The following is a 15,103-nucleotide window of genomic DNA, read 5'->3' on the forward strand; positions in this document are numbered from 1 at the left end:
GCAAGGGAATAGGCCAGTGAGGTGGTAAAAGCCAGTTGCACGGCGGTGCCAAGCCGGCACCATTTCTCACCGCCCTGCTGCCCTACCACACGCCGGTGTTTTCCATCGACGCCCACGGTTCCGTTTTCGGTTTCGGCTCGCCGCGCTGGAGGAGCTCGATGGAGATACCGTCCGGCGAGCGAACGAAAGCCATGTGGCCGTCCCGGGGCGGGCGGTTGATGGTCACGCCGCCGTCCATCAGGCGTTGGCAGGTCGCGTAAATGTCGTCCACCTCATAGGCGAGATGGCCGAAATTGCGTCCGCCCTGATATTCTTCCGGGTCCCAATTGTAGGTCAGTTCCACAAGCGGAGCGCGGGTGGCCTCTGCTGCCTTTTCGTCCTCTGGCGCGGCGAGGAAGATCAGCGTGAACCTTCCCTTTTCATTCTCGATGCGCCGCTTTTCCACCAGGCCGAGCTTGTTGCAGTAGAAATCCAGTGAATCGTCGACGTCTTTGACGCGCACCATCGTGTGCAGATAACGCATGATCGTCTTCCTGTTTCTTCGTGGGCTCGCGCGAACATAAAGCCGGTATCCGCTTCGCGCCAATGGCAAATCGTGACTTTGGGATAAACCAGCCTTTATGCGCGGCGCCGGAAGTATTTCCGTGCGCTGTTGAAAATGCCCGCGAAGGTCTTGCTAAGCCACAAGAAAGCAATGCTATCCTGCCACTATAGAATCAGTCCAACGGGCTTGAGGGAAGGCAATCGTATGGAGGACAACTCCTCAACGACACGAGGGCTTGCAGGAAGCGAAAAGGCCCGGGGGGCGGGCAACGACAATGAAACGCCGGAAGTGACGGAAATCTCCGGCTCGATCAAATGGTTCGACGTAGCCAAGGGATTCGGCTTCGTCTTGCCCGACAGCCCCGGCGCCGGCGATGTGCTCCTGCATGTTTCCTGTCTCAGGCGGGACGGCTTCCAGACTGCCTTGTCGGGCGCGCGGGTGGTATGTCTTGCCCGCCAGGGCGAAAAAGGGCTGCAGGCGTTCAAGGTCGTCTCGATGGACACCTCCACGGCCGTACATCCGGCCGAAGACCAGAGCCAGCGTACCCACGTCGCCGTGACGCCGGAAAGCGGCCTCGAAAGGGCGCTGGTCAAATGGTTCAACCGGACCAAGGGTTTCGGCTTTCTCACACGGGGTGAGGGCACGGAGGACATCTTCGTCCATATGGAGACGTTGAGGAGGTTCGGCGTGACGGAGCTTCGTCCCGGCCAAGTGGTGCTGGTGCGTTTCGGGCGAGGCGAAAAAGGCCTTATGGCGGCCGAAATTCACCCGGATATGGGGACACCGCCCGTCTCGCATTGATGCATCGCCGTCGAGGCGTTCGCGGCATTCGTCATCGTCGACCATCAGGGCACAGATCCCATGCGCATTCCCGCCGCCTTCATCCTGTTTCTGTTTCTCGTCCTGCCGGTTCTCGGCGCCGAGCCGATGTTGCTGGCCCCGTCGAGCGATCCCCTGAGAATAGAGACGGACGGAGGCGAGGTTCTGTTCGACATCGAAGTGGCCGACGATGCGGACGAGCGCGCGCGGGGCCTCATGTTCCGGGAAGAGATGGAGGACGATCGCGGCATGCTTTTCGTCTTCGACGGCAGCCAGCGGCGTGGCTTCTGGATGCAGAACACGCCGATGCCGCTCGACCTGCTCTTTGTCGGCGAGGATGGCCGGATCAGAGCCATAGAGCAGGGCGTGCCGTTCTCGATCGCCAATATAGCGCCGCCGGTGCGCGCCCAGTTTGTGCTTGAACTGAAGGCGGGAACCGCGCAAAAAGCGGGCATCAAGATCGGCGACCGCCTGTATCATCCCCTCGTGGACGCGGTTGCCGGCGGCAAGTGAGCGGCGGGTGCATGTGGTTTTTCAACCCTGACGGGTTCGAACTGGCCTTTATCGACGAGGGGGAGGGCGATCCCATTCTTCTCATCCATGGTTTCGCATCGACGCATTTCGTCAACTGGGTCTCTCCAGGCTGGGTGAAGACGCTGCGCGATGCCGGCTACCGCGTCGTCGCGCTCGACAATCGCGGCCATGGCCGTTCGACGAAATCCCACGAGCCCGCCGACTATGTGCCGGCAAAGATGGCGTCGGATGCAGCCGCCTTGCTCGATCATCTGGAAATCGGCCGCGCGCATGTCATGGGCTATTCCATGGGCGCGCGCATCGCGGCCTTCCTGGCACGCGCGAAACCGGAACGCGTCGGCGGTCTGGTCTTCGGCGGGCTAGGGGCAGGCATGGTCGAAGGCGTGGGCGCCTGGGATGCGATTGCGGACGCGCTTTTGGCCGAAGATCCTGCGGCGATCGAGGGCGAGCGCCCCCGCATGTTCCGCGCTTTCGCGGATCAGACCAAGAGCGACCGCAAGGCACTGGCGGCATGCATCTCGACCTCGCGCGAGCTTTTGAGCCCGACGCAGATCGCGGAGATCGACCGGCCGGTGCTGGTGGCGGTCGGGACGGCGGACGACATTGCCGGCGATCCGGAGGTGCTGGCGGACATGCTGCCGCGCGGAGAGGCTTTTGCCATTTCAGGCCGCGATCATATGCTATCCGTCGGAGACCGGCGCTTCAAGGAACGAGTGCTGGCCTTCCTGCAGGAGAACCCGTTGTGACCGGGCCGCAGACCTTTGCCCTTGAAGGTGCCGAAGGCAATCGCCTCGAGGCTACCCTTTGGGACGGTCGTGGCCATCCGGTCATCTTTCTCCACGGCGGCGGCCAGACACGCCGTGCCTGGGACGCCACGGCCAGGCGGGTGGCCGAGCACGGCATGCGGGCGATCGCGGTGGATCAGCGCGGGCACGGCGAGAGCGCGTGGGTGAAGAGCGGCAACTACACCTTCGCTCATTTCGCCGAAGACATGGCCGCCATCGCGCGGCAGGTGCACGAGAGATTTCAGGCGCGCCCCTCAGCGGTCGGCGCATCGCTTGGCGGGCTTGCTTCGCTCGCTGCCCAGACGCGGGATCCCGGTCTTCTGGAATCGCTCGTGCTTGTCGACATCACGCCGCGCATGGATCCGGAAGGCGTTGCCCGCATCCAGGGATTCATGGGTGCGCGCATGGAAGAGGGATTCGCAACGCTGGAGGAAGCCGCCGAGGCCATCGCCGGCTATCTTCCACACCGGCGAAAGCCGCGTTCTCTGGACGGGCTGCGCAAGAACCTGCGGCTCGGAGGCGATGGACGCTACCGCTGGCACTGGGATCCGGCCTTCATCAAGGGGCCGCGCAACGTCAACGAGGGCGCGGATGCGCTGATGCGCGACCTGATCGACGCGCTGCCGGACCTGCGCCTTCCCGTGCTTCTGGTGCGCGGCGTCCAATCCGAACTCGTCCATGAGGACTATGCCCGCGAGTTCGTCGAGCGGACGCCGTCGGCCAGCTATGTGGACGTCCGCGGGGCAGGGCACATGGTGGCCGGAGACCGGAACGACGTTTTTTCCCGCGCTGTGTTGGATTTCCTGACCGATCGGGAGGCGGCCTGATCTTTCCGTCGTCTTGAACAGAGGGCGGACGGCATTTCGCGCATGGATCAAATCCGTTTGAAGATTGTTCAGCAAATTGCTGTTCATTCTTTCCGCGTAGTCGCGTATTCTTGAAAATGCCGAAAGCGTACGGATCCAGGAGAACATCATGCCGGCCAGACATGCAACGAGCAGGAGCGCACCGCAGCCGGTGGATCCGATCTGGTCCGAGGTTCGGCGCGAAGCCAAGGAAGCCGTCACCAGCGACCCGCTGCTTGGCGCGTTCCTGTACTCGTCTATCCTCAATCACGGAACACTGGAGGACGCCGTCATCCACCGGGTTTCCGAGCGGCTTGACCATCCTGATATCGGTGCCGAGCTGATACGCCAAACCTTCGAGACGATGTGGGGCGAGGAGCCGGACTGGAGCACCAGTGTTCGGGTGGACATCCAGGCCTATTTCGACCGCGACCCGGCCTGCGATCGCTATCTGATGCCGATCCTCTATTTCAAGGGGTTTCACGCCATCCAGACGCATCGTCTGGCCCATTGGCTCTGGAAGCGGGACCGCAAGGATTTCGCGCTTTACCTGCAAAGCCGTTCGTCGGCCGTTTTCCAGACGGATATCAACCCGGCCGCGCGTATGGGCAAGGGTATCTTCATCGATCATGCGACCGGTCTTGTGGTTGGGCAGACCGCGGTAGTCGAAGACAATGTGTCGATGCTGCACGGCGTCACGCTCGGCGGCACCGGCAAGGAGACGGGCGACCGGCATCCCAAGATACGCCACGGTGTGCTGATCGGCGCCGGGGCCAAGATTCTCGGCAACATAGAGGTCGGCCACTGCACCAAGGTGGCCGCCGGGTCGGTGCTCCTGACCTCCGTGCCGCCCAACAAGACGGTGGCCGGCGTTCCCGCCCGCATCGTCGGGGAGGCGGGATGCTCGGAGCCGTCGCGGGCCATGGACCAACTGCTCCAGGGGGAATAGGTCGGCTTCGCGGCCTGCGCCAATGGAGGCATCCAGGCTGCTAGAGGGTTTACAGGTGCGCCATGGCCGTGCCAGAAGCGCATCTCACGGCCTTGCCGAAACGGAACAGCCCCCGGAGAAGTTTGTTGAAGCCCGAAGAGATCAGAAAGCTCGACGCCTATTTCAAGCGCACGTTCAACAACCCGTCGCTGATGGTGAAGGCGCGCCCGCGCAAGGACGATTCGTGCGAGCTTTATCTGGGCGACGAGTTCCTCGGAATCATCTTCAAGGATGAAGAGGAAGGCGAGCTTTCCTACAATTTCTCGATGGCAATTCTCGATATCGACCTAGAGTAGATTTCGTCTATCCGTCGGTCCGCAGGAGCGTGCGCGCTTTGCGGATGATAGCCGGGTCCAGGGTGCGCCATTCGGGCAGAAGTTCCAGCGGAAATCTGTAGGTGAGCGACAGGTCATCGCCTATGTGAACGTCGCGCTCGCAGGCCGCAAGCGACTGGCGGGCCATCTCGCCTTCCAGGCACCGGGTGACGAACGGGCCCGTACCTTGCCCATAGCCGACCGCCAATTGTTCGTTCACATAGCCTGACTTTTCCGAAAAGCGGTAGAGCAGAAGACCCGCCGGCCCGTCGGCCGCCTCGCGTTCGATCACGTGGCTGTAGATTGGCTCCAGCCTGGCGCTCATGTCGCGGGAAAGAACCTTCGGCTCGAAGGACAGGAACAGGATCCTTTTCGCTCCGCCCGCATGGTTGAAATCGTCGCGCGCCTCTCGCGAATAGCCTTCCAGTTCCGGCCAACGAAGATAAAGATCAAGCCGCTGCTGGATGCCGTCGCGCCTTGCTTGGCCGAAGCGGATCAGATTCTCCGGAACCCGCAGGACATCGTTGCCGATGACGATCTCGCGCTCGATCGTCGAATCGGTATGGCCGCCGGCCGAGATCATCCCGCCAAACCAGATGGCTGCAAGCTTGATGCAAAGCGCCACAAACGCCAACGCGGCAAAGCCGTAGAAGGCGCGTCCCAGAAGCGGAATACGCCGCGCACCTGTCTCGACATTGCCTTCCGATATGGCGACGGTGTTCAATAGTGCCTCCCGCTTGCCCGACCCCGCTTGCAGCATGGCCATTTATGGTAAATGGCAGGTAAAGGACCGGTCGGTGCGAGACACTGCCGACACGGGCGCTTCAACGCATGGGAGACATCGATGCCGATCTATCAGCTTGACGACAGAAGCCCGGACCTGCCCGACACGGCGTGGGTGGCTCCTGATGCCACAGTGATCGGCGATGTGAGGATTGGGCGGCATGTCGGCATATGGTTCGGCAGCGTGCTGCGCGGCGACAACGAGCCCATCATCATCGGCGCTGGAACCAATGTGCAGGAGCATACGGTGATGCACACCGACATGGGCTTTCCACTGACCATCGGCGAGGGCTGCACCATCGGGCACCGCGCCATGCTGCACGGCTGCATCCTGGGCGACAATGTGCTGATCGGCATGGGGGCGATCGTGCTCAACGGCGCGCGCATCGCCTCCAATTGCCTGGTGGGAGCCGGCGCGCTGGTGACGGAAGGCAAGAGCTTTCCCGAGCGATCCCTTATCGTTGGCTCTCCCGCAAAGGCGGTTCGCGAACTGGACGATGCGGCGATTGAGGCGCTCCGGGGATCGGCCTTGCACTATATCGAAAACGCCAGACGTTTCCGGGTCGGGTTGCGGCAGCTCTAATGCAGTGCATTGAAGGGTGGAGCCGGCCCGGGGACAGGGCCGGCTCCGTAACCCGGTCGTTGGGGACGGGGAGGTGGGGACTCGACCGGGTATTCGAAATCCTCAGCGGTTGGACGAGACCGCACCCACGGCAACCGAACGGCCATCGTTGACGGACACCCACTTGCCCGAATTGCTGGCCGACTGGCGCTTCAGGAACTCATATTGCGTTTGCGACCAGGCAAGGACGCGGGGCTCGATATTGTCGAGGACATAATCGCCCATGCTGGTGTTGATCGTCAGAACCGCATGGCCGTCGCCATTGGGCTGGCGCACGACGGTGATGAGCAGGTTGCCCGCTGGCACACCAGCCTCCCTCAGAAGCCGGCGCTTTTCGAGAACATAGTCCTCGCAATCGCCGAAGGCGTCCGGATAGGACCAGAATTCCTCGACGCCCCACAGCTCCATGTCGGTGCGCGGGATCACCGTCAGGTTAACCCTGTTGTTGATGTCGATGATCTGATCCCACAGATCCCGCGTCAGTTCGACCGGCGCGGTGCGTTGCGTCACTTGGCGGCACTCGTCCGGGCTCCTCGCGCAGAGTTCGTAGTGGCCCACCGGCTGACTGGTGACGCTGCCCGTCGTCATGAAATCCGAGGCGGCCTCCGAAGCCCCCATCAGGCCGAGTATCATGGCCGCGGCCGCCAAAAGCGGAAGCTGTTTCCTGAAAAGCATTTTGTGTCTCCCCGTTTGAGGAGACAATGCCACGGCCCGATTTATTCAGCGCAAAAACACGCAGTAAAACTAAGTACAAGTTTTTGGAAAACAAGTATAAAATCGTCTCTATCGGCTAAGCCATTTGGTAACCATGCAGGCAATTCCAGCTCGGGACTACGGCGATCCGGAGCGGCGAAAACTACCTTGCGACCCACCTGCTCATGGAACTCCTTCGATGTCTTAGAGGCGCGTTTCCGTCGTGAAGCGGGCGACCTTCTCCTCGCCGCACAGTACGAGACATGAAAATGCATAATGCGAAAGCCCTTTGGAGGCGGAAGTGCAGGTGGCCCGGAAGAGGAGCGGGGAGGCTGCCGAGACCAGCTTGTTTGAAGCGATACTGGCTGAGATGATCGTGTATTCGGCCTCGTTGCCGGCAAAGTGATGCAGAAGCCGCTCCATCACGCGCACGGCGTTGTAGCCTATGATCGCTACCGGCCATGATGGGTATTCCGGGAAATGTCCGGCGCAACATTCCGGGCGCAGAGTGCCGCGCACGGTCAGCGTCCGATCATTCGGCTCATCGAAAGCCAGCGGGAGCAAGCTGGCATAGGGGTGACCCCACGTGCTCGTCCGTCTCCAGTCGATGAGTGTGGAATAGCCGCTCGAAGACAGCTTGCGACAAGGCCAGATAGCGAACCCGCAGATGGACGAAAGGGCATCGTCGGACAGTACCGCCTGTGCCAGCAAACCACGCCGGTCGTGTTCGAGCGCCTCCGCTGCGGCCCGGGCGGATGCCGTATCTGCGAGCGCATCAAATCAGCCCGTGACGCAGTCTACAGGCGGCATGTGTCGCGGCTGTGAAAGGCGTTTCTACCCGGAGAACTCGACGTCGAGGGTAGTCTGTTCCTGAACCACGGCGAATTCGATTGCCACGCCGTCGTCGAAATGACGCACGATCTGCCCGCGTATGGTACCGAGAAAGGCCTGCGTGCCGATGGCTGGCTTGTACTCCATCTCGACGGCCGCGCCCGACTGCGAGAGGTCGACAATGCGGCAGGGGTGGTCCTGACCGTCCGCCAGGCGGATATGGGTGAGCGGATTGCGTGGCGTTATGCGCTCGTGGCGCCGGTCTTCGGGCAGGTCCAGCTCATGCCGGTTGGCGAGCCATGTCAGCTGCGCCGCTAGCTTGTCGCGTTTGCGCTCGGAGGCGACGATCGTCATGGCGAATCCATCGTCCAGCCTACGCGTGATGATGCCTTCGATGCGGCCGATATGATCGAGATAGGCGATGACACGCTCGCCCGGACGACCGGCCATCTCGGCTTGCAGAGCGACGTTGCCTGGCGACATGTCGACCACCCGGCAGGAATATTCAGAGCGATCCTGAAGCATGTAGCGGCCGAAGATCGAGATTGCGACACGCTGGAACCCGCGCCGCTCCGAATGCGCTGGCGTGGATTTCGCTGCGGTTGTTGCAAATGCCATCTGGACCACCTTCGCGGCGCGGCATCGAAACTAGGTGTGCCGGCATATTAGTCGCAAATGTATCGCTTAATCGTTAACAACGGGTAATTCGCGATGCGTGCGATGCCTCATTCTAGCTCTTGCCGCCCTTGAAGACGACGAGATGGCGAATACGTCGGCCCGTGCCGGCGCCCGGCCCGCTGTCGAGCGACTTGTCGTCTGGCGACAGGGATGGCGAGGGGATTGCGGGGCGATTACCGAGAAGGAGCGGCTCCCGGTCGGGATCGATCAGACGGAAAGATTCGAGCCTGGACTCCACGATAGGATCGGCGCCCAGCCAGAAGGGCTTTTCGCAGGGGCTGATCGCGCCCAGCGCCCTCGGGCTTTCACTTCCGCCTTCCAGCGGCAGGATGATCATCTCAAGCTCCAGCGTGCGCTGATTGTGGCTTGTGCCGTGGAACGAGACGACGACCACCGACGCATCGTCGAAGACATTGCGGGACAGCCTGCTAATGAGGCCGTGGTCCCACTCGCTCCACAGCGATGTGAAGGAATGGCCCTTGAGTTCCTTGCCGTGCATGGCGCAGAGCCGCGTGCCCGCCAGTCGGAATATCGGTTCTCCGCGCGCATCGCGTTCGAGAATGAAGGTGTCGGCTAGTCGAGACTTGATGTCTGCCGGCTCGATCTCAGTGCGCTGAGGAGCGGGGCGGCGTCCGCGAAGCCTGTTCCAATATTGGAACAGCTCTAAGGTTCCGTCCTGTTTCATGCCGTCCAGTCCCATCCTGAAGTAACGTTTCTGTCCCATGAACGGACAGAAGCAGCGCTTCGCCCGTCTTCATGCAGGATGATGCAGGTGCCATGCCAGCCCCCGCGGAACTTGTGCACGGGAAGGGTTTGTTAAGGTTAAGAAAGGGTTGACGTTGAAGCCTTGGCGAAGGAGTGGCACAAAGCGCCTCACAAACACGAGCGAAACGCCGAAATCTCCAGCAAAGAACTGAGGGGCGGCAGGGGGGCTCGACCGGGAAGCCGCTCAGGGGACAAACTGGGCGGCTTCTTTTTTACCTGGTTGTCTGTTACGCGCCTGCAGGAGAAATCATGCAGGATATGCGCGATCGATGACCGACCAGATGGGAAAAGAGCATGATGAGGGCGGCCGCGAGCCCCCGCGTGGCCGTGAGCCGATATTCAACCTGCCGCCGGTCGTGGTCGCCTTTATTGGCATATGCGTCGCCGTTCATCTTGTGAGGCTGTATGTCGCCGGCCCGGCTTTCGAGCAGTTCGTGCTCCTCAACTTCGCCTTCATTCCGCTGCGATATACGGGTGGCTTTGCGATAGATCTTCCGTGGCTGACAAGCCCGTTGACCTACGCGTTCCTGCACGGCGGGTGGGCGCACCTGACGGTCAATATGATCTGGCTTGCGGCATTCGGCTCGCCGCTTGCGAACCGAATTGGCACACGCCGCTTCATTCTGTTCTGGATTGCAACAGTTCTCGCCGCTGTCGGTCTTCATTTCGTCCTTCATCCTTATGACGCAGTGCCGCTCGTCGGCGCCTCAGGCGCCATTTCCGGCATGATGGGGGCGGCGGCGCGCTTTGCCTTTCGCATCGACCGGCGGGCGGGTAAGGCGGGCTTCGCCGGTCCTGTTCTTCCCCTGAACGCGGTACTGCGCTCGCGCACGGCAATGACGTTCCTGGCCGTGTGGATGGTGGTCAATCTCGTGGTAGGGCTTGGTATGGGCGCAGGGCCGGGAGCGCCGCCGATTGCCTGGGAGGCGCATATTGGCGGCTTTCTCGTCGGCTTCTTCTTCGTTAAAGCCTTCATGCCGGCCGAGAAAAATCTGGCGTCGCAGGACCACTGATCCGGCCTTGCAAACTGCGGCAGCCCGTCGCAACATCGCGCCTAGAGCGCCGCCGGACGTACAAGGGACGCTCTACTTCTTGTTTTTCCGCATTTATGCGGACGTCAGGTGATTCCACCTGATTGCAAAATACTACTGGGCCGGATGAGTATGCCGGCTGTCAATGCGATGAGGAGATCGCCATGACCGTGAAAGCCATTTTGGACAAAAAGGGGCGCGATGTCGTCACTATTGCGGCGAGCAAGACCTTGGCCGAAGCGGCCGCATTGCTGGCAGAGCAAGGTATCGGTGCTGTTGTGGTGCTCAGCGGCGACGACCGTATCGGCGGCATTCTTTCGGAGCGCGACATCGTGCGCGTGGTCGGAAAGGAGGGCGCCAAGGCGCTCGCCAAACAGGTCTCGTCCGTCATGACAGCACGCGTGAAGGTTTGCCACGAGGAGAACACGGTCAACGATGTCATGCAGGTCATGACCGAGGGCCGCTTTCGCCACCTTCCCGTGGAGAAGAACGGACGCCTCGACGGCATTATCTCCATTGGCGATGTGGTGAAACGGCGCATCGAGGAAGTGGAACGCGAGGCGGAGGATATTCGCAGCTACATTTCAACCGCCTGAAGGGAGAGGTCGAAACCTTCCGCAGGAACTCCGCATCACCTGTTGTCGAGTTGAGCGCGCACCAGCTCCAATTCTCGCCGTGTGATGCGATAGGGGCCGCCACTGCGCGGTGAAACGACTCTCTTGCGTTTCAGTTTCCTGAACAATCTGAGATCGAGACCGGGAAAGCCCCAGCCTTCCCTCGTGATGCAGCGAAGCTGCTCAAGTTCACCATTATCGTCCTTTTCAACAGCAATGTGCCCGCCCTGGCGAGGATGTGACGAACGCGCTGTTCAGCACCCGATATGTCCATTGTCGTACCTGGAAACCTGCGGCGAATGCGATTAGCCAATGAGAAACGCCGCACCGCCTTGGGCAGCGCGGATGCTCTGTTTTCATGCCCTGGCCCGAGTTGGGTTCAGGACGTTTCAGCAGGTCTCCAGGTAGCTGGATATAGAGGCTCCCTTGGTGGGAAGGTCCATTACAATAAGGCAGGCGAGGAATAAGGGCCGTTTTGCTTGCCTCGCAGGGCTGATTGGTCTAGCGAGTTCCCAGTTTTATCCGAAATCGACTGAGCACCTCATGACCATTATCGACACGCGTTTGCCCGATCCAAAACGGCTGATTTCCGGCGCGACCGGCGAATGGGAAGTGATCGTCGGCATGGAAATCCACGCGCAGATCTCCTCGCACGCCAAGCTTTTTTCGGGCGCTTCGACTGCGTTCGGCGCCGAGCCGAACTCCAATGTCTCGCTGGTGGATGCCGCCATGCCCGGCATGTTACCGGTGATCAATGAGGAATGCGTCAGGCAGGCGATCCGCACCGGTCTCGGCCTCAAGGCCCAGATAAACCACCGCTCCATTTTCGACCGCAAGAACTACTTCTATCCCGACTTGCCGCAGGGCTACCAGATTTCGCAGTACAAGCAGCCGATCGTTGGCGAGGGGGTCGTCATCGTCTCGGTCGGCCCGGCTAAGGACGGCAGTTTCGAGGAGATCGAGGTCGGTATTGAACGACTGCACTTGGAACAGGACGCGGGCAAATCGATGCACGACCAGCATCCGACCATGTCCTATGTCGACCTCAACCGCTCAGGCGTCGCGCTGATGGAGATCGTGTCCAAGCCCGATATCCGTTCCTCCGACGAGGCCAAGGCGTTTCTCACGAAGCTGCGCACGATCCTTCGCTATCTCGGCACATGCGACGGCAATATGGACGAAGGCTCCATGCGCGCCGACGTGAATGTTTCCGTGCGCCGGCCAGGTGCACCTTTCGGCACGCGCTGCGAGATCAAGAACGTCAACTCGATCCGCTTCGTTGGCCAGTCCATCGAATCGGAAGCGCGCCGCCAGATCGCGATCCTGGAGGATGGCGGCACCATCGACCAGGAGACGCGGCTGTTCGACCCTGCCAAGGGCGAGACGCGCTCGATGCGCTCCAAGGAGGAAGCGCATGACTATCGCTACTTCCCCGATCCCGACCTGGTGCCACTCGAATTCGACCAGGCCTATGTCGATGCGCTGGCGCAGCACCTGCCGGAGTTGCCCGACGAAAAGAAGGCGCGCTTCATGGAGAAGCTCGGCCTTTCTGAATATGACGCCTCCGTGCTGGTCTCGGAAAAGGCTGTCGCCGACTATTTCGAGAAGGTGGCGGAAGGCCGCGATGGCAAGGCTGCCGCAAACTGGGTTATCAATGATCTTCTGGGCGCCCTGAACAAGGCTGGCAAAGACATTGAAAATACGCCTGTTTCACCGGATCAGCTTGGCGCGATAATCGATCTGATCAAGGACGGCACCATTTCGGGGAAGATTGCCAAGGACCTGTTCGAGATCGTCTTCAGCGAAGGAGGTAATCCAGGTGTTCTGGTCGAGGAACGCGGGATGAAGCAGGTAACGGACGCCGGCGCCATAGAGAAGGCGGTGGACGACGTCATTGCCGCCAATCCCGACAAGGTCGAGCAGGTCAAGGCAAAGCCGACGCTTGCGGGCTGGTTCGTCGGCCAGGTTATGAAGGCGACGGGCGGCAAGGCCAACCCGCAGGCGGTCAACGTGCTCGTGAAGGAAAAGCTAGGGATTGATGGCTGAGGCTGGCTTACCGGTTTTCATCCGAACGGCGGCGCACGGCGATATCGACAGCCTGCGCGAACTGCTTTCGCAGACCTGGCACGACACCTATGACGGCATCTATGGCCACGACCGCGTGCGCGACATCGTCGCGCGCTGGCAATCACGGGAGACGGTGGTTGCGCGAATCGACCAGACGGATGGCGAATTCCTGGTCGCCGACGACGGCCAGCGGCTGGTCGGGATGGCCTTCGCAAGCGCCCGGGATCAGGGGAATGTCATGATGTTGCATCAGCTTTACGTGCGTCCCGGCGAACAGGGGCGCGGAATAGGCGGTATGCTACTAGACGAAATCATCGAGAGCTTTCCGCAGGCGCGCAAGGTGCGGCTGGAAGTGGAGGAGACGAATGTGCAGGCCATCCGCTTCTACGTTTCACGCGGCTTCGGACAGGTGGGCCGCACCGGCGATTGCGGTGGACAGGGCGACCATTTGCCGGCGCTCATTCTCGAGCGTGCAGTGTAACCCCCGGTCCACCGATCAATGGCCATGGAGGGCCTTGCCTTCGCCGGCCATGGACGCCATAAGGCACATGGCGGCTTTATACCCGCAGGCAGGCCCAAGTGCCGCCAACGACCCAGAGGCTTGAGGAAGCGATGAAGAATTTCCTGCTTCAGTTTTTCACCTGGTGGAATGGCCAGACGCTTGGCACGCGCTTCCATACGTGGCGCAAGGGCGAGCGCGTCGGTGAAGACGAGTTTGGTAACATCTATTATCAGGGCGGAACCGATTCGGAAGGCCGCACACGGCGCTGGGTGATCTATAACGGTCTTGCGGAGGCCTCGATGGTGCCGCCGGGCTGGCACGGCTGGCTGCATCAAAAGGTCGATGTCGCGCCGGTTGACGAGAACTATAAGGCACGCGAGTGGCAGAAGCCGCACTTGCCCAATCTGACGGGAACGCCGATCGCCTATCGCCCCGACGGCTCGATCCTTTCCAAGGAAGACAGGCCGCGCGTTACCGGCGACTACGACGCCTGGACACCATGACCTGAAACCGCGGGTGAGGGGAATTCCTGCCATATTTGTGCATTAGCACATGGCGGATCGGCGATGGGGCGGTGCACCTCAACGCTTGGTATGGACAGAACGGAATCGATATCGCGTGGTGACCGTGCCTACAGGAAAATTCATTTTGGTGGCTGCTATCGGCCTGTTGGCGGCGGTGCCAGCGGTGGCGGAAGAGCGCATCGCCAATCCCGTCGCGGAGTTCGCCGGGATCGATAAGATTACTGGCCGGATCATCACCTTCGACGTCTATCTCGACGAGACCGTGCAGTTCGGTGCGTTGCAGGTCACGCCGCGGGTTTGCTACAGTTCGCCGGAAGGTGCCGAACCCAAGACGGATGCGTTCGTGGAGGTGGACGAGATCACCCTCGACCGCAAGATCAGGCGCATCTTTACAGGCTGGATGTTTGCCGAAAGCCCCGGTCTCAATGCGGTGGAACATGCCGTTTACGACGTCTGGCTGAAAACCTGCAAGAAGACGTCCGATGTCCCGCCACCGCAAGAATCCTGACTCACCGCTGCCAATCGACCCCGGCTTTCCTCAATCGTTGAACTTGGCGGAATCGCCCAGAGCTTGTGCCAGCAGCGTTTCGTAGCGCCGCCGTGGAACGTCGACGGCGCCGAAGCGCTTGAGATGCGGGGTGGTGAACTGTGTGTCGAGCAGCACGAACGATCGTGCTTTCAGCCGTTCTACAAGATGTACCAGGCACACCTTGGATGCGTTGGGCTCCCGTGAGAACATGCTTTCGCCGAAGAAGGCGCGGCCGAGGGTGACGCCGTATAGCCCGCCGACAAGCTTTTCGTCCCGCCATGCCTCGACCGTGTGGCAGTGACCGGCCTCGAACAGGGCGGAATAGGCTTCGCGGATGGGGCGGTTGATCCAGGTATCCTGGCGGTCGGGACCCGGTTCGGCACAGGCATCGATGACGGCATCGAAATCAAAATCGTAGCGAATATCGAAAGGGGCTGAGCGTATCAGTTTCCTTAGGCTGCGCGGCACATGGAAACGGTCGAGCGGCATGACTCCCCGGACTTCCGGACGCACCCAGAAGACTTCCGGATCATCGGCATGTTCGGCCATCGGGAAAACGCCGGTCGCGTATGCCCGCAGCAGCAGGTCCGGCGGAATCCGGTAGCCAGGAGCAAAGGGGCGGGTCATCGCCCCGG

General features: G+C 61.1%; 20 protein-coding genes and 1 pseudogene. 13 read left to right on the top strand and 8 right to left on the bottom strand.

Features of this window, described 5'->3' with window-relative positions:
- Positions 1-82 precede the first annotated feature (82 nt).
- Positions 83-523: a VOC family protein gene (locus N1058_RS16910; RefSeq protein WP_265518779.1), complete on the bottom strand. Its 441-nt coding sequence runs from the start codon at positions 521-523 to the stop codon at positions 83-85.
- Between the two features lie 225 nt (positions 524-748).
- Between N1058_RS16910 and N1058_RS16915 the strand changes: the two genes are divergently transcribed.
- The 6 genes from N1058_RS16915 to N1058_RS16940 all read left to right on the top strand — a co-directional run bounded on the left by N1058_RS16915 (position 749) and on the right by N1058_RS16940 (position 4,811).
- Entirely contained in the window at positions 749-1,345 is a 597-nt protein-coding gene (locus tag N1058_RS16915; RefSeq protein ID WP_265518780.1) for a cold-shock protein, read from the top strand.
- Positions 1,346-1,405: 60 nt separating this feature from the next.
- The gene (locus N1058_RS16920) at positions 1,406-1,876 is read left to right on the top strand and encodes a DUF192 domain-containing protein (protein WP_265518781.1); all 471 of its coding nucleotides are present in this window, start codon (positions 1,406-1,408) and stop codon (positions 1,874-1,876) included.
- A gap of 11 nt (positions 1,877-1,887) precedes the next feature.
- Complete coding sequence (locus tag N1058_RS16925; RefSeq protein ID WP_265518782.1) at positions 1,888-2,643, top strand: alpha/beta fold hydrolase; 756 nt, start codon at positions 1,888-1,890, stop codon at positions 2,641-2,643.
- Positions 2,640-3,509, top strand: coding sequence for an alpha/beta fold hydrolase (locus tag N1058_RS16930; RefSeq protein ID WP_265518783.1), 870 nt, complete (start codon positions 2,640-2,642; stop codon positions 3,507-3,509). The genes N1058_RS16925 and N1058_RS16930 overlap by 4 nt, the downstream gene beginning before the upstream one ends.
- A gap of 148 nt (positions 3,510-3,657) precedes the next feature.
- Positions 3,658-4,476 (top strand): serine O-acetyltransferase, encoded by an 819-nt coding sequence (cysE, locus tag N1058_RS16935; RefSeq protein ID WP_265518784.1) that lies wholly within the window; start codon positions 3,658-3,660, stop codon positions 4,474-4,476.
- A 125-nt stretch (positions 4,477-4,601) separates the two neighbouring features.
- Positions 4,602-4,811, top strand: a complete 210-nt coding sequence (locus tag N1058_RS16940; RefSeq protein ID WP_265518785.1) for a DUF3126 family protein — start codon at positions 4,602-4,604, stop codon at positions 4,809-4,811.
- Positions 4,812-4,818: 7 nt separating this feature from the next.
- Here N1058_RS16940 and N1058_RS16945 read toward each other — a convergent pair whose 3' ends face one another.
- Positions 4,819-5,553: a hypothetical protein gene (locus N1058_RS16945; protein ID WP_265518786.1), complete on the bottom strand. Its 735-nt coding sequence runs from the start codon at positions 5,551-5,553 to the stop codon at positions 4,819-4,821.
- Between the two features lie 120 nt (positions 5,554-5,673).
- On the opposite strand from N1058_RS16945, the gene N1058_RS16950 reads away from it, so the two are divergent.
- Entirely contained in the window at positions 5,674-6,195 is a 522-nt protein-coding gene (locus tag N1058_RS16950) for a gamma carbonic anhydrase family protein (RefSeq protein WP_265518787.1), read from the top strand.
- A gap of 102 nt (positions 6,196-6,297) precedes the next feature.
- Here the strand turns inward: N1058_RS16950 and N1058_RS16955 are convergent, their stop codons facing one another.
- The 4 genes from N1058_RS16955 to N1058_RS16970 all read right to left on the bottom strand — a co-directional run bounded on the left by N1058_RS16955 (position 6,298) and on the right by N1058_RS16970 (position 9,121).
- Positions 6,298-6,909 (bottom strand): transglutaminase-like cysteine peptidase, encoded by a 612-nt coding sequence (locus N1058_RS16955; protein WP_265518788.1) that lies wholly within the window; start codon positions 6,907-6,909, stop codon positions 6,298-6,300.
- A gap of 222 nt (positions 6,910-7,131) precedes the next feature.
- Complete coding sequence (locus N1058_RS16960) at positions 7,132-7,638, bottom strand: hypothetical protein (RefSeq protein WP_265518789.1); 507 nt, start codon at positions 7,636-7,638, stop codon at positions 7,132-7,134.
- Positions 7,639-7,761: 123 nt separating this feature from the next.
- Positions 7,762-8,376: a PilZ domain-containing protein gene (locus N1058_RS16965; protein ID WP_265518790.1), complete on the bottom strand. Its 615-nt coding sequence runs from the start codon at positions 8,374-8,376 to the stop codon at positions 7,762-7,764.
- A 112-nt stretch (positions 8,377-8,488) separates the two neighbouring features.
- On the bottom strand, positions 8,489-9,121 hold the full coding sequence (locus tag N1058_RS16970; RefSeq protein ID WP_265518791.1) for a PAS domain-containing protein: 633 nt from the start codon (positions 9,119-9,121) through the stop codon (positions 8,489-8,491).
- Positions 9,122-9,470: 349 nt separating this feature from the next.
- On the opposite strand from N1058_RS16970, the gene N1058_RS16975 reads away from it, so the two are divergent.
- Both N1058_RS16975 and N1058_RS16980 read left to right on the top strand, forming a co-directional pair.
- The gene (locus tag N1058_RS16975) at positions 9,471-10,214 is read left to right on the top strand and encodes a rhomboid family intramembrane serine protease (RefSeq protein ID WP_265518792.1); all 744 of its coding nucleotides are present in this window, start codon (positions 9,471-9,473) and stop codon (positions 10,212-10,214) included.
- Between the two features lie 182 nt (positions 10,215-10,396).
- Positions 10,397-10,828 carry a CBS domain-containing protein gene (locus N1058_RS16980; protein ID WP_265518793.1) on the top strand — a complete coding sequence of 144 codons (432 nt, stop codon included), beginning with the start codon at positions 10,397-10,399 and terminating at the stop codon, positions 10,826-10,828.
- Between the two features lie 35 nt (positions 10,829-10,863).
- Here the strand turns inward: N1058_RS16980 and N1058_RS16985 are convergent.
- Positions 10,864-11,120 (bottom strand): annotated as a pseudogene (locus tag N1058_RS16985) (YjhX family toxin).
- Positions 11,121-11,389: 269 nt separating this feature from the next.
- Between N1058_RS16985 and gatB the strand changes: the two are divergent.
- The 4 genes from gatB (at position 11,390) to N1058_RS17005 (ending at position 14,447) form a co-directional block, all read left to right on the top strand.
- Positions 11,390-12,892 (top strand): Asp-tRNA(Asn)/Glu-tRNA(Gln) amidotransferase subunit GatB, encoded by a 1,503-nt coding sequence (gene gatB, locus N1058_RS16990; protein ID WP_265518794.1) that lies wholly within the window; start codon positions 11,390-11,392, stop codon positions 12,890-12,892.
- On the top strand, positions 12,885-13,394 hold the full coding sequence (locus tag N1058_RS16995; RefSeq protein ID WP_265518795.1) for a GNAT family N-acetyltransferase: 510 nt from the start codon (positions 12,885-12,887) through the stop codon (positions 13,392-13,394). The genes gatB and N1058_RS16995 overlap by 8 nt, the downstream gene beginning before the upstream one ends.
- Positions 13,395-13,525: 131 nt before the next feature.
- Entirely contained in the window at positions 13,526-13,918 is a 393-nt protein-coding gene (locus tag N1058_RS17000; protein WP_265518873.1) for an NADH:ubiquinone oxidoreductase subunit NDUFA12, read from the top strand.
- A gap of 49 nt (positions 13,919-13,967) precedes the next feature.
- Positions 13,968-14,447: a DUF2155 domain-containing protein gene (locus N1058_RS17005; RefSeq protein ID WP_420848004.1), complete on the top strand. Its 480-nt coding sequence runs from the start codon at positions 13,968-13,970 to the stop codon at positions 14,445-14,447.
- Between the two features lie 30 nt (positions 14,448-14,477).
- Here the strand turns inward: N1058_RS17005 and aat are convergent, their stop codons facing one another.
- Entirely contained in the window at positions 14,478-15,095 is a 618-nt protein-coding gene (gene aat, locus N1058_RS17010) for a leucyl/phenylalanyl-tRNA--protein transferase (RefSeq protein ID WP_265518796.1), read from the bottom strand.
- Positions 15,096-15,103: the final 8 nt, after the last annotated feature.

Origin of the sequence: Nitratireductor luteus, assembly GCF_026162365.1 — a bacterium.
Lineage (GTDB): Bacteria > Pseudomonadota > Alphaproteobacteria > Rhizobiales > Rhizobiaceae > Chelativorans > Chelativorans luteus.

Coding starts and splice junctions, on each gene's coding strand:
- N1058_RS16955 (WP_265518788.1), bottom strand. CDS start 6,909: ATGCTTTTCAGGAAACAGCTTCCGCTTTTGGCGGCCGCGGCCATGATA.
- N1058_RS16915 (WP_265518780.1), top strand. CDS start 749: ATGGAGGACAACTCCTCAACGACACGAGGGCTTGCAGGAAGCGAAAAG.
- N1058_RS17000 (WP_265518873.1), top strand. CDS start 13,526: ATGAAGAATTTCCTGCTTCAGTTTTTCACCTGGTGGAATGGCCAGACG.
- N1058_RS16920 (WP_265518781.1), top strand. CDS start 1,406: ATGCGCATTCCCGCCGCCTTCATCCTGTTTCTGTTTCTCGTCCTGCCG.
- N1058_RS16970 (WP_265518791.1), bottom strand. CDS start 9,121: ATGAAACAGGACGGAACCTTAGAGCTGTTCCAATATTGGAACAGGCTT.
- N1058_RS16925 (WP_265518782.1), top strand. CDS start 1,888: ATGTGGTTTTTCAACCCTGACGGGTTCGAACTGGCCTTTATCGACGAG.
- gatB (WP_265518794.1), top strand. CDS start 11,390: ATGACCATTATCGACACGCGTTTGCCCGATCCAAAACGGCTGATTTCC.
- aat (WP_265518796.1), bottom strand. CDS start 15,095: ATGACCCGCCCCTTTGCTCCTGGCTACCGGATTCCGCCGGACCTGCTG.
- N1058_RS16995 (WP_265518795.1), top strand. CDS start 12,885: ATGGCTGAGGCTGGCTTACCGGTTTTCATCCGAACGGCGGCGCACGGC.
- N1058_RS16965 (WP_265518790.1), bottom strand. CDS start 8,376: ATGGCATTTGCAACAACCGCAGCGAAATCCACGCCAGCGCATTCGGAG.
- N1058_RS17005 (WP_420848004.1), top strand. CDS start 13,968: ATGGCGGATCGGCGATGGGGCGGTGCACCTCAACGCTTGGTATGGACA.
- cysE (WP_265518784.1), top strand. CDS start 3,658: ATGCCGGCCAGACATGCAACGAGCAGGAGCGCACCGCAGCCGGTGGAT.
- N1058_RS16950 (WP_265518787.1), top strand. CDS start 5,674: ATGCCGATCTATCAGCTTGACGACAGAAGCCCGGACCTGCCCGACACG.
- N1058_RS16910 (WP_265518779.1), bottom strand. CDS start 523: ATGCGTTATCTGCACACGATGGTGCGCGTCAAAGACGTCGACGATTCA.
- N1058_RS16980 (WP_265518793.1), top strand. CDS start 10,397: ATGACCGTGAAAGCCATTTTGGACAAAAAGGGGCGCGATGTCGTCACT.
- N1058_RS16975 (WP_265518792.1), top strand. CDS start 9,471: ATGACCGACCAGATGGGAAAAGAGCATGATGAGGGCGGCCGCGAGCCC.